We start from the raw sequence: 15,674 nt of genomic DNA on the forward strand, positions 1-15,674 counted from the left end.
CATGAGGATTCGATTTGGGTTTGTATCTCAGTCCTGGACGCTCTGGGAGGCCTCCCCTGCCAGGACGTTGACCTATACCCGATATAAACAGATGTCTGCTGATGAGGGAAAAGAGAAGCTTTTGGCTGTAACGCGAGAAAATTTGAAGAGCACGCTTAGGACCATCTATTTCTGTATCGCGCATGAAATTCAGGTGTTCCGATTCTCCTCCTCCATTGTCCCGCTTGCCACTCATCCTGAGGTGAAGTGGGATTTTGTCACGCCTTTTGCCGATGAGTTCAGGGAGATTGGGGATCTCGTGAAGCGATATGAGATGCGTTCGAGCTTTCATCCCAACCAATTTACTTTGTTTACGAGTGATAAACCGCACATTACAGAGAATGCCGTGATTGATATGGTCTATCATTATGAAATGCTGAAGGCGATGGGGCTAGAGGGTGAAGGGACTATCAATATCCACGTCGGTGGGGCTTATGGGAACAAGGAACTTGCTGTCGAGCGGTTTCGGGAGAATATTAAGAAGCTTCCGGATGAAGTTAGAGCGAGGATGACACTGGAGAATGATGACAAGACCTATACAACGGAGGAGACGATGGTGTTGTGCGAGGAGCTTGGGATTCCGCTGGCGTTCGATTATCACCATGAATATGCCAATCCTAGTTCTGTGTCGTGGGAGGAGTTGCTGCCGCGGGTGTTTGCGACGTGGAAGGATATCGGCATCATTCCTAAGATACATATCTCCTCCCCTATCTCGGAGAAGAAGTTGCGGCACCATGCCGACTATGTGGATGTGCAATTTTTGATGGAGTTTTTGAAAGTGGTCGTTGAGCTTGGGCAGGATGTTGATTTTATGGTGGAAGCGAAAAGGAAGGACGAAGCCGCTTTGCAGCTGTGCGAAGACATCGCGAAAATCCGTGGGGTAAAGAGGATTAGCGGTGGTGCGGTTGAGTGGTGATGCGGTGAAGAGATAAAAGGGGTCTGACCCTCAGCGCTTTAAAGCGGTGAGGGTCAGACCCCTTTTTTTGTTTTGCAATCACTTTTGTATGTTAGTTGCTTGTTTGAAAGATTGGGGCTATCCAGGTGAAGAGGCGGTAGCCGAGGTAGATGCCGACGATTCCTACGATGCCGGAGAATACGGGTGGTGCTGGGATTGGCAGGCGGAATAGGGCGAATAGGAATCCTACGACCATTCCGGTTGCTAGTGCTAGTAAGCTTTCTTTCATTGTTGAAAAACTCCCTTGTTGTTTTTGTCTTATGTTGTTTATTTTGACCAAAAGAAAGCTCTCTACTCTAAATTCCAGTAGAGAGCTTTCTATGTTCCTATATTGTTACATCTTCTCTGGCGCAGAAACCCCAATCAACCTCATTGCGTCCTGCAAGGTGATCTGAACGGCTTTCATCAGGCCAAGACGTGCTTTGGATTTTTCCATATTGTCTGCATCCAGCACTTTTTCAGCGTTGTAGAAACTGTGCAAGGCGGATGCCAGTTCAAATGTGTAGTTCGTGATACGGTGTGGGATGCGTTTTTCTGCCGCTTCTGCTACCGCAAGTGGGTATTCCCCAAGTTTTTTCAGCAAGTCGATCTCTTTTTCAGAGGAGATGTGCTTAAGCGCGAAATCTCCTTCTAGGCTCAGTCCTTGCTCTTCGCCTTGGCGAAGCATGCTGCAAATACGGGCATGTGCGTATTGAGCGTAGAATACCGGGTTTTCGTTGGACTGGGAAACTGCCAGATCCATGTCGAAGTCCAAATGCGTGTCACCTGAACGCATTGCGAAGAAGTAACGTACGGCATCCAAGCCCACTTCTTCCATCAGGTCGCGCATCGTTACCGCTTTACCAGTACGCTTGCTCATTTTCATTTTTTCACCGTTTTGGAAAAGGTGGACAAGCTGGATGATTTCCACTTCCAATGCATCTTTTCCGTAGCCTAATGCTTCAATTGCTGCCTTCATACGCGGGATATAGCCGTGGTGGTCCGCTCCCCAAATATTGATCAGCTTGTCATGGCCGCGCTTCAGTTTATCTTGGTGGTACGCGATATCCGGCGTCAAATACGTGTAGGACCCGTCATTTTTGATTAGTACACGATTTTTGTCATCACCGAATTCAGTTGAGCGGAACCAAGTTGCTCCCTCTTCTTCGTAGATGTGACCCTGTTCGTTAAGAGTAGTCAATGCCTCATCAATTTTTCCGTTGTTATATAAGGAAGTCTCTGAGTACCAAACGTCAAAACGGACACGGAACTCTTCTAGGTCCTGTTGCAGTTTTTTCATCTCGTATTTCAAGCCATATTCACGGAAAAAGCTGCGGCGGTCCTCTTCTGATTCGTTGACGAAACGGTCGCCGAACTCATCAGCAATTGCCTGGCCGATCCCGATGATGTCTTTTCCGTGATAGCCGTCCTCCGGCATTTCCGATTCATGGCCAAGCGCCTGGAAATAGCGTGCCTCTACAGATAGCGCAAGATTGTTGATCTGGTTACCTGCGTCATTGATGTAGTATTCGCGTGTTACTTCGTAGCCTGCCTTGTCCAGTACGTTACATAGGGAATCCCCTACTGCCGCGCCGCGGGCATGTCCAAGGTGAAGGTCTCCTGTAGGGTTTGCCGAAACGAACTCGACATTGATTTTCTCGCCGTTACCGACATTGGAACTACCATAATTGGACCCCTCATTCAGGATTGTCGGGATCAGTTCCGTAAGGTAGGCATTGTCCATGTAGAAGTTGATAAAACCAGGACCTGCGATATCAATTTTTTCAATGGAGGCTTTGGACTGGTCAAAATTTTTCACGATTTCTTCCGCAATCATGCGCGGAGCTTTTTTTGCAACGCGTGCAAGCTGCATCGCCATGTTTGTGGAATAGTCCCCGTTTGCTTTATCTTTTGGTGTTTCAAGAACAACGTTTGGAATCTGCTCCTCTGTTGCCAAGCCTGCTTTTAGAACGGACGCTTTAATTTCCGCTTTCAGGCGCTCTTGTACTTGTTCTACTATATTCATCTTGCCTGTTCCTCCTCGTAGTTAATTGTTATCAAGTATTGACCGGTTATTTCGTCTTGAACCTTCAATTTATAGTTCAGCTGCAAACAGCCTCGGTTGTTCTTTGGATCCTTCATCATGACCACTTTTTCGGTCTCGGTTTCAAATTGGAAACCTGCGCCGGCCCCCTGGTAGCTACCTTCTGTCGTTTCTCCAGCACGGAAGGATTGCAGCATCTTAATGTCACCCGAACGTTTCAGACGCACTTCCTTGTCTGTTATTTTATAAAAACAATCGACCTTCTCCTTCCCTTCGAGCTCTTCCGAGAAGACGATGTATTCTGATTCACCTTTTATGTAGTATTGACCATCTGCTCCAAACACAACAAATTCCCTGTCATTATCCGCATGAATTATTTCCGACTGGAACGTCACCTTTATCGGCATTTTTAAGTGATTTTGATTGTCTGCCATCTGGCCCCACATCCTTATATCTCTTTTATATTTACGCTATTTGGTTTGCGCTATTTTTTCTATAACCTTCATAGTATAAAACAAGTTGTGGTGGGAGTTCAATAGAGGATGTTGATTGGGGAGGGAAAGTTGATGGATTTTGAGAGAAGAAATGTTTCCCCGGTCGGCTGTAAGGTGGCTAGGGAGGGTGAATTTAGTGATTCTTTTGCGGACAAATCGAGTTGTGACGGAATTATGAGTGCTTGTGAAGGGATTATGTGGAGTTATGAAGGGATTTTTTCCGTTTGTCTAACCACAAAAATCAGCCCCGTCCCCTTGCACCTTCGCGCTCGGAAAACAGGGCCCTAACTCTATTCTCTTATTTTACCCAACCTAAAATCATTTCACGGATCAGCTTGCTCGCTGTGTTGGCTGTCTGCTCAGAAGCGTCATAGATCGGCGCCACTTCCACTAGATCTGCTCCAACTACGTTCACATCTGAGCCTGCGATTGCATGGATGGATGCAAGCAACTCACGGGATGTGATTCCGCCGCAATCCACCGTTCCAGTACCAGGTGCATGTGCTGGGTCAAGTACATCGATGTCGATCGTAACGTAAACAGGACGGCCTGCTAGAGTTGGAAGGATTTCTTTCAACGGCTCGAGCACTTCGAATTTGGAGATGTGCATGCCGACTTCCTTCGCCCACTGGAACTCTTCCTTCATGCCAGAACGGATTCCGAATGAGTACACATTCTTCGGGCCGATCAGGTTTGCTGCTTTCTTGATTGGTGTGGAGTGGGAAAGCGGCTCGCCTTCATAGTCGTCACGAAGATCTGTGTGAGCGTCCATGTGGATGATGGCAAGATCGGGATACTTTTTGTACATCGCCTTGATAACCGGCCAGGATACAAGGTGCTCCCCACCCATTCCAAGTGGGAACTTGTCTTTGGCTAAAAGTCCATCAATGTACTCTTCAATCATGTCGATGCTTTTTTGCGGGTTTCCGAAAGGCAATGGAATGTCCCCGGCATCAAAGTATTTCACTTCTTCCAGCTCGCGGTCCAAATATGCGCTGTACTCTTCAAGTCCAATTGACACTTCGCGAATGCGGGACGGGCCGAAACGGGAACCTGGGCGGTAGCTGACCGTCCAGTCCATCGGCATTCCGTATATTACTGCTTGGCTATCTTCAAAGCTTGGGTGGCTTTTTATAAACACGTTACCTGAATAAGCTTCATCAAAACGCATGTGTGGGTTCCTCCTTTGAGTGAGGGTAGGCTTCCATGAAAATGATGTGAACTGGTCAACACCCTGTTGATTTCCGTTGCGGGTGTTCGCTTTCCACGGGGCGGTGCTTGAGCCTCCTCGGCTTTGCCTGCGGGGTCTCAAGTCTACCTCTACCTCCCGTATGAGTCTCACACCCTGCACTTCATTCACCAGGGGAAACAGATCAAATCATGACGTAACTCATTTTTAACCCTCATAGTTGATTTTTTCATTTAAGGGGTCTGACCCTCAGCGCTTTAAAGCGTTGAGGGTCAGACCCCTTTTAGCCCTCTACCGCATTACTTGATTAAATCAGCAACGAATTTTGGTAGGGCGAATGCTGCTTTGTGCAGGTCTTTGGTGTAGTATTTGGTTTCGATTTCGTGGAAGCGGTCTTCGCTTACTTCCAGTGGGTCGTGTTTTTTGGATCCGATTGTGAATGTCCACATTCCGCTTGGGTATGTTGGGATGTTTGCGATGTAAAGGCGTGTAATCGGGAAGATCTCACGTACGTCGCGTTGTACATTTGTGATCAGTTCAGGTGTGAACCATGGGTTGTCCGTTTGTGCTACAAATACACCGTCTTCTTTTAGCGCTTTGGAAATTCCTGCGTAGAAACCTTTTGTGAATAGGTTTACAGCTGGTCCAACCGGCTCCGTGGAGTCTACCATGATTACGTCATATTCGCTTTCGCTTTCTGCGATATGCATGAAGCCGTCGCCAACCTTCACTTCAACGCGCTCATTTTCAAGCTCTCCTGCAATTTCCGGAAGGTATTTTTTGGAGTACTCGATTACTTTTCCGTCGATTTCCACTAAAGTTGCTTTTTTCACGCTAGGGTGCTTCAGCACTTCACGGATCACTCCGCCGTCTCCTCCACCAACAACCAACACGTTCTTAGGGTTTGGGTGTGTGAATAAAGGCACGTGTGCCACCATTTCGTGGTAGACGAACTCGTCCTTTTGCGTTGTCATGACCATGCCATCCAATATCAGCATGTTGCCGAACTCTTCTGTTTCTACCATATCAAGCTTTTGGAATTCCGTCTGCTCTGTATGTAAAGTGCGTTTAATTTTCGCTGTGATACCGAAGTTTTTCGTTTGATATTCTGTGTACCATAATTCCATTTTGTACAACATTCCCTTCCAAAATAAAATGATCTATCTATCTTGCGGCCATAATCGAAATTTTCTATCGTTAAATGCTCGTCTTTATCGTTCCCTATCGATGAAAAATGAAACATTGATTAATCGGGATTTCGTGCTTCGGCAGTCCATAAAACAACCGCCTCCACTTTTCTCATCACCAAGAAAAAAGTATAGATGAATCTAGCAAAAATTCAAGTAAAAATTTTATTTTTCTATAAATGTTTAAAAAGGTTCTAAGAATTTCATACTAGGAAATAAAAACTGTTTTTATGTTTATGGAGAATTTAAATAAATAGATGCCACATTTAAAGGGGGTTGAGAAAAATGGAATTAATCACAAATGACCGGTTTCAGCAGGTTATAAAATATGTTCGTGCCTTGTTTTTTGTGGGAATTATCCTATCAATCTCTTTCTTCCTGCTGGTTGGCGGTGTGTGGATCTATGCGAAGTCCAAGGGTGCCCCTCCCCTTTCTGTGACCCAGTCCTCAATTATCTACAGCAAGGACGGTTCGATTATTGGGGAGGCTCATAGTGGCGAGAAACGTTATTGGGTTGCGTTAGAGGATGTTTCCCCTTATTTGATTGATGCCACGATTGCGGTGGAGGACCGACGCTTTTTTAGCCATCACGGCTTTGATCCGAAGCGGATTGGTGGAGCGATTCTTGCCGATATCAAGGCGCGCGCGAAGGTGCAAGGTGCAAGCACGATCTCCCAGCAGTATGCACGTAATCTTTTTCTCGTTCACGATAAGACGTGGAAGCGGAAAATGGAAGAGGCGCTTTATACTATTAGAATTGAAGCTAACTATTCGAAGGAAGAGATTCTTGAAGGCTATTTGAATACGATCTACTATGGTCATGGCGCTTATGGAATCGAATCGGCGTCCTATTATTATTTTAACAAGCCGGCAAAAGAACTAACGCTAGCAGAAGCGAGTATGCTTGCGGGAATTCCGAAAGGTCCTGGGGTATTCTCCCCTTATGTGGACAGCGAGCGTGCGCTCCAAAGGCAAAAGATTGTCTTGAGTTCCATGGTGGAAAACGGCTCTCTTACGAAGGAAGTCGCTGAGGATGCACTAGCAATGCCGCTGACTTATGGAAACCGTGAACATCTGCCAAAGGAATTTATGGCACCTTATTTTCAGGATGCTGTTCGGTCCGTAATCAGAAATGAGTTGAACTTGCAGAAGGAGCTTGAGATGGGCGGTCTTCACATCTATACCACCTTGGATCCAACGCTCCAAGCCATTGCCGAGGAAGAAGTGGAGAAAACGTTCGATCCGGAGTCCGCTATGCAGGTCGGATTTGTCTCCATGGATCCGAAAACAGGCAGGGTGCTTGCGCTTGTGGGTGGAAGAGATTATGAAGAGAGTCCGTACAACCGGGTAACGCAAGCCGAAAGACAGCCAGGGTCGACATTCAAACCGCTATTGTATTACCGAGCACTTGAGCAAGGATTCACCCCGTCCACCGGTTTCCGGAGTGAGGTGACGACCTTCCAGGTGGACGACGGACGATCGACGTACACGCCTCATAATTTCAACAACTACTATGCAAATGATACGCTGACTATGATGCAGGCCTTGCCTTTATCCGATAATGTATTTGCCGTCAAAACACATCTGCTGCTTGGTGAAAAAGAGCTGACTAAGCAGGCAAAAGAGCTTGGAATCCGCTCGCAGATCAAGGACGTTCCATCACTTGCGCTTGGTACCTCCCCCGTCCGGGTTCTTGATATGGCGAATGCGTACAGTGTATTTGCCAATGGGGGGAAATCGGTCAAGCCTGTGTTCATTGAAAAAGTGGTGAATTACCGTGGAGAGGTGCTTTTTGAGCGGGAAAAAGAAACGAAGCAGCTGTTGGACCCTGATGTGACATTCGTACTGAACCATATGATGACAGGAATGTTCGATCCGGCCTTAAACGGATACATGGCTGTAACCGGCAATACGATACGGGACCAGCTGACAAGACCCTACGCCGGAAAGTCAGGTTCCACGGAAACCGACAGCTGGATGATCGGCTACACCCCACAGCTCGTCAGTGCCGTCTGGACAGGCTATGACCGCGACCAAGCGGTTACGCTTTCGGCGGAAAAACATTATGCGAAAAATCTGTGGGCGGGATTCATGGAACGAGCCCTGGACAATAAATCTGTCGTGGCGTTCGCTCCGACAGAAGGCGTTGTCGGGGTGCAGGTCAATCCTCAAAGCGGGCTCCTTGCCACAAGCGACTGTCCCGTTTCCCGATTGAGCTATTATGTAAAAGGGACCGAGCCGACGGAGTATTGCATGGCTCATTTAGAAGATGTTAAAAAGGAAGAAGCAACCTCTGAGGAACAGCCAAAAGAAGAAAATAAAAAATGGTGGAAGCGATTTGTACCTTGGATGTAATGTTATAACAAATTTCCCCTTATGATTGTAGTGCAAGGTGTGAGACTCCTGAGGGAGATAGCGGTAGCTTGAGACCCCTGAAGCGTTGTGAGGAGGCTCAAGCACCGCCCCTAGGAAATTTCGAACACCTGGGAACGAAAATCATGAGGGAGTTAAGTGAGATAATTAAAATAGTATCCTAAGAAAGTTAAAACCCCCAGGATGTCTCCCGGGGGTTTTAGGTGTCCTAGCTTTCCATGTGTTCTACACATGTAGATTAAGTTTACTTTTTTTGTCGAAATAACTCAAGTGGGTAGAGTCGAACATTCAAAAAAATGTCACAACTTTATTTTCGGTAAGCCCTTGACAAATTAGTTAGTAGCTAATCCTTTTTTCAAATCTTCGGAAGACCGTTCCCACATTCCACTATCATGTGACTCTAGATAGTTTTGCAGGATAGCTTTGGAGCGGTCATCCATGTGGGCCACCATGATATGGCGCTTCATGGATTTATCCATCTTGTTGACATGCTCTGGAAGGGATTTGTAGCCTCTTCTGATTTCACGGTCCACTGTCATTTCACATGCGGTCACCCCGGCATAATACGGTCCCTCAAGCCTCCGGTCAATTGTTACCCACACAAGCCAAAATGGTTTTCCATTCGGAACGTCCTCTTTGTTCGGCAGAAATTTAATGCCGCGCTCCACCGTGCTGCGCGCATGCATTGCCCCGATGTCCACAAAAGCATCTCCACCCTCGACATCTACAAACACAGGTGACACATTATCCAGACTCAACGCCCCGATTCCGAATCCACCGTGCCCATCTGTCGGGTCGTTTTTTATGATATTAAAGCCGATTGGTTTCTTTTTCTTTTCCTGATCCATCATTCTTGCCCCCTTACCATTTATGTAGCTGCGCTGCAGTGGCTACTCCGTTCGTGCCGCTTGCGCTTTTCTTTTAATTATACAATAATTTATGAGAGATGGAAAAACAATAGAAGTATAAAGGAGCGTGCACGTTATGCCATACGTAACCGTGAAGATGCTAGAAGGCCGTAGCGAGGAACAGAAAAAAGCGTTGGTGGAGAAAGTGACAACAGCTGTCAGTGAAACGACCGGAGCACCTGAAGAAAAGATTGTCGTCTTTATTGAAGAAATGACAAAGGGCCACTATGCTGTGGGCGGCAAGCGTTTAAGCGACCAATAAGATGCAGTTAAGGGGATTCGGACATACTTCCGAATCCCTTTCTAGTTCAACAATCTGTTTAACTTTTGTTTCTTCTCTTCTATCATTTTTAAATCGAGCGGCTCAAATAACTCCTCTTTGATACTGTCCACCAGGAATCCCCACATATTTCTGATTTTATTCCTGACTTCCTTTTTACTTCCCTCCGCAGTAAGTATCAGGCATTCGAGCATCGTCAAAACAACAGATATATCCCTTTCCCCGTAAATCCGGATCTGATAGAACGCCGTATATAAGATTTTTTCGAATGTCCTCTGCGGTATAGTGACACGCTTCTCCTTATTATCATCAAGAAACGAAATAGCCTCCGAATCCACCTCTCCGAACTCAATCAGCAGCCTGCTCATATATCGGATACAGTTGTTGGCGGTGTTGGGGTCATTGATCCCTGGTGAAATTGCACGCAGCGCGACTTCGGCAAGCTTTTGCAAAGCAAACTCCCCGTCCTGAAGCGGCGTTCGCTCCTCCCCGACCTCAATATAGGAAGTCAGGTCCAGATCCTTTGGCTTTTTCTCCGTATAATAAACCTCGGCAAACATGGTGCGTTCAGTCACAAAGTCCCCGATCCTTTTTGAAAAAATGATATAAAATTTGTGCTCTTTCGCTTTGGATGCCAGCCCTTCCATATCAATCACTTGGACATAGCCTGTCGCTTTCGGACGGAGCTCTATTTTATCTGCGTAGGTTGTCGGAGTTTCCATCGTCCCAAATGTAATTTTCTCCGCCTTGTAGAGAAGTTTCCTCTTCTGGACGGAAATCAGCCCCTCTTTCATGAGCCGTTCGATAAGCTTGCTGACCTGGATGGACCTCGCCACATGGTGGATGAAGAATACGAAGTAGCCGACACAGATGACGGCCAAGATCACACTCACTCCTGAGGCCAGGACCCGTTGCTCATCCAGCCAATCCTTCATGAATAGCAGCGACAGGACGGAATAGATGAAAGACCCGACAAACACACCAAGCACACGCAAAGTAGTCTTTTGTGTCATGAAGTCTTGTAGCGTCCGAGGCGAAAACTGACTCGAATAGGTTGTCAGAACGACCATGATGGTGGAAAAAGAGATTGTGGTCATCGTGAGGATGGCCGTTGCAATCGAGCTTAGAATGGTCGTACTGAGATCCACGTTGGTGAAAAAGATTTTCGGAAGATATTCTTGAACAGAATCCGCAAACACGGTATCAATTGAAATAACAATTGCCGTAAGAATGATACTTGCCAGTGCGTACAAACTCGGTACAAACCAGATTTCCTTCCTTGCTCTTAGGGTCCACTTTTCCATATGTATATTGCTCCTCTTTTTATGGGCTTTGTGTAAGTAGCATTCCCTTTTTTGGGTGGGGTTAAGCTTTTTTGGATTGGAGCAGACATTACGCAGCAGAAAATCAGGTGAATTACGGGTACTTTTTTAGTTATTGTGACTTTTCGATTGGGTATTGTAACTTTTTTGAGGGTAATTGTAACTTTTCGTGGATGAATTGTAACTTTTTCAGCCGTTATTGTAACGATGGTACAATTTGACCAACAGGCATATCCCCAGATTGCTACCTTGCCCCCCAAAATAAAAAACCCAAAAGGATCCAACCATCCTTTTGAGCTTTATGCGACCGGCTGTTCTCAAAATCAGGAGAGCTCCAGTCCATCTATCATTGCTTTATACAAGCACGCAGATTTTCGATATATTCGTATGCTTCGTCCACTTCTTCCGCCGTGTAGCGCTGCTTGCTTTTCAAGGTGAAGACTTTTTCCTTTACCTCATCAGGAGGCAGGTTCTCGAAAAATAGTACGGTGGATACGAGCTCCAGAAAGCGGGAGCTCTGTTCGTTCATCTGGGTCATGCATTCGTTCAGGTTTGGCATTTCAAGATCGTAGTGGGTCAAGAACTCCTCCCCATTTTCCGTCAGGGCGTAGCGGTATTGGGAGTAGCCCCCTTTGTTCTCTTTCAGCTCGCTTAGGAACCCGAGATTGCAAAGTTCTTCTACTCGCAACGTCACCTCTTCTGAGTATGGTCCGTAAAAATGGAAATTGTACTTTTCATAGAATGGGTAGTTCAGCTTTTTTGCTATGTACACCATTTTCTGTAATTTCTTTCTCCCGATGACTTCTCCTGCCGATGCAAACACCTTCATTAATTTTGCGTGATCTGTCAACAAACCCTTTCATCTCCTAACCTTAGCCGTTGCCTATATTCCTAGTATCTCTTTAATTTTTTTCTTTGCCGTCTTTTTGGATGATAGATCTTCTAGCATGTCTTGTGGAAAATAAAGCTTGTGATCGGTTCTTCTTTTGCCGGATATGGCATCCACAATTTCGGATTCCCTAGAAAGCTCACGAACATCCCCGTTTGGCATAAGCAGGTGAATCGGAAGGCGTTCCTCTTCTTCTCCCGGACGATAGAAGTCATACGGCAGATCGGAGGAGGAATCCACCACCAAATAGTATGCAGGGTCGATACCTGCCTTTTTAAAGAGACTTGTGAGTTCCATCAAGTCCATCATTTGCTTATTAGGATTAAATTCGACGTATTTAAACAAATTCCTGTTCATAAATCGTCGACATAAGTCACTTAATATCGAATCTTCTTCTTCCTGCCAGCATTGGAAGTAATACATAATTACCGCTTCATCAAGCTTTATGTAGTCCTCCACTGATATTTCCTCCTCAAAAAGGGAGTAAAAATGAACAGGATTATATTTGAATGTGTAATTTTCTTGGTGTAATTGTTTGGCACGGTGCAGGATTTTCGTCAAAATAACTTCCGCACTTCTTGTTACCGGATGGAAATATACTTGCCAATACATCTGGTAGCGACTCATGATATAGTCTTCCACCGCATGCATTCCGCTCGACTTGATTACGACCTGGTCTTCCCTCGGACGCATCACGCGCAGAATACGTTCCATATCGAAATGCCCGTAGCTAACACCTGTAAAATAGGCGTCACGCTGCAGATAGTCCATCCTGTCAGCGTCAATCTGACTAGAAATCATGCTGACTACCAATTTATTTTTATACGTTTTGGCAATGACCTCGGCCACATCCTTCGGAAAATCCCTATGGACCTTGCGGAGCACCGCATTCACTTCCGTATCCCCCAACACGATGGCCTGGGTGAAATCCTCATGATCGAGGTGGAAAACTTTTTCAAAGGAATGCGAGAAAGGACCATGGCCCAGGTCGTGCAATAAGGCAGCGCACAAGCATAATAGGCGGTCATCCGGATTCCAGTCCTGCCTTCCTTCAAACCCATCATCAATGATGCGGCGCACAATCTCATACACCCCTAACGAATGGTTAAGGCGACTGTGCTCAGCTCCGTGGAACGTCAAATAGGTAGTACCTAGCTGGCGGATACGACGCAGACGTTGAAACTCCCTTGTACCGATTAAATCCCAAACAACCCTGTCGCGCACATGGATATATCTGTGCACAGGATCTTTAAACACCTTTTCTTCACTCAGTTTTTCCGTAGCATAACTCATGTAATTGACCTCATTATTTTCGGCATAATATTTATCTACTGTTTTCTTGATAACTCTATTATATCGTAAATATTTTACAAGAAAAGGATGGATTGTTTGGATTTACGGGTAAGATGGTTTTAGTCATTTTTCGAATTATGAGTATTTAGGTTAACTCCTGTTAGTCTTCGTTCCGGGTGTTCGCTTATCCAATGGGCGGTGCTTGAGCCTCCTCGGCTTTGCCGAGGCCACTGAAAAAGTACTGAATTTTAGTTCTTGGGTAAACACCGCTGTTGATTTCCGCAAATAGCTTCGCTTTCCGCGGGGCGACAATCTTGAGCCTCCTCGGGCTGCTGCGCCCTGCGGGGTCTCAAGTCTACCGCTACCTCCCGCTGGAGTCGAACACCCTGCACTGCGACAAACAGGGAAACTACCTCTAAGCTTTACCCTACTTGGTTGCTGGTTAGTCTTGCATTTTCTATAAAAGGCGAATAAAAAATCACCTTTGTACGAATACAGAGGCGATTTTATTTTTTTAGCTTTTTCATAATTTTATCTATCAGTTCATCTTCCGTTGGTGCGGATACGGGACGGTTGTTTACGAATGCAAACGACTTCTTTCTTCCCGGCCCGCAATAGGATTGACAGCCCACTTCCACACATGCCCCGTCGTCAACTTTTTTTAGTTTCGGAATCAGGGTTTTCACGTTGGTTGCATCGCAGTCATCACAAATGCGAAACTCATTTGCCATGGTTCTACACAGCCCTTTCTATTCAAAAAGTGATGCGAATCACTTTATCGTTCGTTAACTAAAAGGTATTTTACAGGGAATCATGTGACAATGCAAGTTCGTTTCTAGGAGATTTGAGGCGAAATCGCGACAGATAACAATCTAGTAATTTTTTCTATGAATATGTATAAATATTTTTTTCTCCGTCAAAAATATAGACAGAACGATGATTGAATAAGGGAGTTGGATAATATATGAAAGATCGTCAAGATGCTTGGTCCGAAGAGAATGATTTATTGCTTGCAGAAACCGTACTGCGCCATGTCCGTGAAGGGAGCACGCAGCTGAATGCGTTTGAGGAGGTTGGCGACAAGTTGAACCGTACGTCCGCTGCTTGTGGTTTCCGCTGGAACGCGGTTGTCCGCCATGACTATGAAAAAGCGTTGCAGCTTGCAAAGAAACAGCGAAAGCAACGTCAACGTGCCCTTGGACAGCCTACGAAGAAGCTGTTGTACACGCCGCCTGAAGTTGTTGTGAATGAGGAACTACCTTATGTGTTGGAGCAGATGGAAGAAAAGCCGCTGTCGGAAGCGTTTGAGGCGTTTGAAGCATTTTCGTCTCAACAGCAACCGCAGCTGCCTGTTACCGCCCCTCAAACGAGAGTGGAAAGAAGAGCCGCAGAACTGAAGTCGCAGCCATCGTTTGCTACGTATGGCAGTGGCAACGGAAATGGAGCCACTCTATCGATGGAGCAGGTGATTGGTTTCTTACAAACCATGAAACACTCAAACGTCCATACTAGCGCTCTACAACAGGAAAATGAGAGATTAGTAAAAGAGAATGCCGAACTTTCCCGTGCGAACAACGAACTGGAAAAGCGTGTTCAAAAACTTCAAGACGAGCAGGTGACGGTTCAGGAAGACTACGAAACACTCATGAAAATCATGAACCGCGCCCGCAAACTTGTCTTGTTTGACGAAGAAGACCACGTGCCATCCAAGTTCATGATGGACCGCAACGGTAATTTGGAGAAACTGGCGGAATAGAAATAGAAGGTGCCTGACCCCACTTGAGTTAAAGTGTTAAAGAGGGGTCAGGCACCTTTGTCTTTTTATTGTTTGCCTAGTATTTTTTCGTTCCGTTCCATGATTCTGGCAAAGTATTGTTCGTACCAGTCCATTTCCTGGCCATGCAGGGTGTTGGAGAAAATGGTCCCGCTTATTTCTTTAAGTGAAGTCAGCAATCGCAGCATCACATCTTGCACGTTCAGATTTTGGCCAGTCAGTTCTGTTAGTGATGCCATCACGTTCGGGATTATTGTCGGAAAAGCAAATTTGGTTTGTTCTCCTTGAAGGGAACGTCTGTAAAATTCTCCGATCATAGCAGCCCGTTCGGAGCCGCTTCCATCTATGCACAAATAAATTTGCACAGCGACCCCTCCGCGAATTCGGCGCTGGGAGATGCCTGCGAATTTTCTGTTTTCAATGCTGAGGTCGTAGCTGCCAGGGCAATAGGAGCCAACAATTTCTTTTGCTTCGATGATGTGAGGGATGTCGCGGAACATGTGCTTTGTAAGTTCCCACATTGCGTCGTATCCTCTATTTATATCAATGGACTTCTCGCCTTCCGGAAAAACGAGGGAAATGTTCAGGACCCCCTTATCAAGAACTACTGCCAGGCCTCCAGAGTTTCTGACAATCACTTCATAGCCACAGCTGTTCAAGTAGTCGATTCCTGCTTGAAGGTACGGGAGCCTTGTGTCCTGAATACCGAGCACGATGGTATTATGGTGCACCCACGTCCGGCATACCGCTCCGCTATCACCTTTTCCAACAGACGTACATAACGTGTCGTCCATCGCAAAAGATTGCAGTGCATGAAAAGATGCCCCTAATGAAGTTTGGTCGATAATTCGCCAGCTCGGCTGTTGCAACAGCTGCATGGCTGGCTGGAAAGATGGTTCTGTCATAATCCTTATTGCTCCTCTACAAATCTCGTACTTTTAGGTTCCT

15 protein-coding genes are annotated in these 15,674 nt (G+C 46.0%); 4 read left to right on the top strand and 11 right to left on the bottom strand.

Annotated features, from left to right (window positions below; translation table 11 throughout):
* Position 1: 1 nt before the first annotated feature.
* The gene (gene uvsE / locus AB685_RS09200; RefSeq protein WP_047970279.1) at positions 2 to 955 is read left to right on the top strand and encodes a UV DNA damage repair endonuclease UvsE; all 954 of its coding nucleotides are present in this window, start codon (positions 2 to 4) and stop codon (positions 953 to 955) included.
* Between the two features lie 91 nt (positions 956 to 1,046).
* Here the strand turns inward: uvsE and AB685_RS09205 are convergent, their stop codons facing one another.
* The 5 genes from AB685_RS09205 to speE all read right to left on the bottom strand — a co-directional run bounded on the left by AB685_RS09205 (position 1,047) and on the right by speE (position 5,827).
* Positions 1,047 to 1,223 (bottom strand): DUF1427 family protein, encoded by a 177-nt coding sequence (locus AB685_RS09205; RefSeq protein WP_047970280.1) that lies wholly within the window; start codon positions 1,221 to 1,223, stop codon positions 1,047 to 1,049.
* 105 nt (positions 1,224 to 1,328) lie between these two features.
* Entirely contained in the window at positions 1,329 to 2,999 is a 1,671-nt protein-coding gene (gene argS, locus AB685_RS09210; protein WP_047970281.1) for an arginine--tRNA ligase, read from the bottom strand.
* Positions 2,996 to 3,451 (bottom strand): DUF1934 domain-containing protein, encoded by a 456-nt coding sequence (locus AB685_RS09215; RefSeq protein WP_047970282.1) that lies wholly within the window; start codon positions 3,449 to 3,451, stop codon positions 2,996 to 2,998. Before AB685_RS09215 ends, argS begins: the two co-directional genes overlap by 4 nt.
* 358 nt (positions 3,452 to 3,809) lie before the next feature.
* On the bottom strand, positions 3,810 to 4,682 hold the full coding sequence (gene speB / locus AB685_RS09225) for an agmatinase (protein ID WP_047970284.1): 873 nt from the start codon (positions 4,680 to 4,682) through the stop codon (positions 3,810 to 3,812).
* Positions 4,683 to 4,999: 317 nt separating this feature from the next.
* Positions 5,000 to 5,827, bottom strand: coding sequence for a spermidine synthase (speE, locus tag AB685_RS09230; protein ID WP_047970379.1), 828 nt, complete (start codon positions 5,825 to 5,827; stop codon positions 5,000 to 5,002).
* Positions 5,828 to 6,172: 345 nt separating this feature from the next.
* Here speE and AB685_RS09235 point away from each other — a divergent pair, with 345 nt between their 5' ends.
* Positions 6,173 to 8,242 (top strand): PBP1A family penicillin-binding protein, encoded by a 2,070-nt coding sequence (locus AB685_RS09235; protein ID WP_047970285.1) that lies wholly within the window; start codon positions 6,173 to 6,175, stop codon positions 8,240 to 8,242.
* Between the two features lie 350 nt (positions 8,243 to 8,592).
* Here the strand turns inward: AB685_RS09235 and AB685_RS09240 are convergent, their stop codons facing one another.
* A complete protein-coding gene (locus tag AB685_RS09240) occupies positions 8,593 to 9,108 on the bottom strand; it encodes a YwhD family protein (RefSeq protein ID WP_047970286.1) in 516 nt (171 codons plus the stop codon).
* A gap of 136 nt (positions 9,109 to 9,244) precedes the next feature.
* On the opposite strand from AB685_RS09240, the gene AB685_RS09245 reads away from it, so the two are divergent.
* The gene (locus tag AB685_RS09245; RefSeq protein WP_047970287.1) at positions 9,245 to 9,430 is read left to right on the top strand and encodes a 2-hydroxymuconate tautomerase; all 186 of its coding nucleotides are present in this window, start codon (positions 9,245 to 9,247) and stop codon (positions 9,428 to 9,430) included.
* Positions 9,431 to 9,471: 41 nt separating this feature from the next.
* On the opposite strand, the gene AB685_RS09250 is transcribed toward AB685_RS09245, so the two are convergent.
* From AB685_RS09250 to AB685_RS09265, 4 genes are all read right to left on the bottom strand, one after another.
* On the bottom strand, positions 9,472 to 10,752 hold the full coding sequence (locus AB685_RS09250) for a DUF2254 domain-containing protein (RefSeq protein WP_053073769.1): 1,281 nt from the start codon (positions 10,750 to 10,752) through the stop codon (positions 9,472 to 9,474).
* 364 nt (positions 10,753 to 11,116) lie between these two features.
* Positions 11,117 to 11,623, bottom strand: coding sequence for a YwgA family protein (locus AB685_RS09255; protein WP_047970288.1), 507 nt, complete (start codon positions 11,621 to 11,623; stop codon positions 11,117 to 11,119).
* A gap of 30 nt (positions 11,624 to 11,653) precedes the next feature.
* Positions 11,654 to 12,952 carry an HD domain-containing protein gene (locus AB685_RS09260; RefSeq protein ID WP_047970289.1) on the bottom strand — a complete coding sequence of 433 codons (1,299 nt, stop codon included), beginning with the start codon at positions 12,950 to 12,952 and terminating at the stop codon, positions 11,654 to 11,656.
* 506 nt (positions 12,953 to 13,458) lie between these two features.
* On the bottom strand, positions 13,459 to 13,683 hold the full coding sequence (locus AB685_RS09265; RefSeq protein WP_047970290.1) for a DUF1450 domain-containing protein: 225 nt from the start codon (positions 13,681 to 13,683) through the stop codon (positions 13,459 to 13,461).
* A gap of 233 nt (positions 13,684 to 13,916) precedes the next feature.
* On the opposite strand from AB685_RS09265, the gene AB685_RS09270 reads away from it, so the two are divergent.
* Positions 13,917 to 14,708, top strand: a complete 792-nt coding sequence (locus tag AB685_RS09270) for an RsfA family transcriptional regulator (RefSeq protein WP_047970291.1) — start codon at positions 13,917 to 13,919, stop codon at positions 14,706 to 14,708.
* 65 nt (positions 14,709 to 14,773) lie between these two features.
* Here the strand turns inward: AB685_RS09270 and AB685_RS09275 are convergent, their stop codons facing one another.
* On the bottom strand, positions 14,774 to 15,604 hold the full coding sequence (locus tag AB685_RS09275; protein ID WP_047970381.1) for a biotin/lipoate A/B protein ligase family protein: 831 nt from the start codon (positions 15,602 to 15,604) through the stop codon (positions 14,774 to 14,776).
* Positions 15,605 to 15,674 lie beyond the last annotated feature (70 nt).

This window comes from Bacillus sp. LL01, assembly GCF_001037965.1.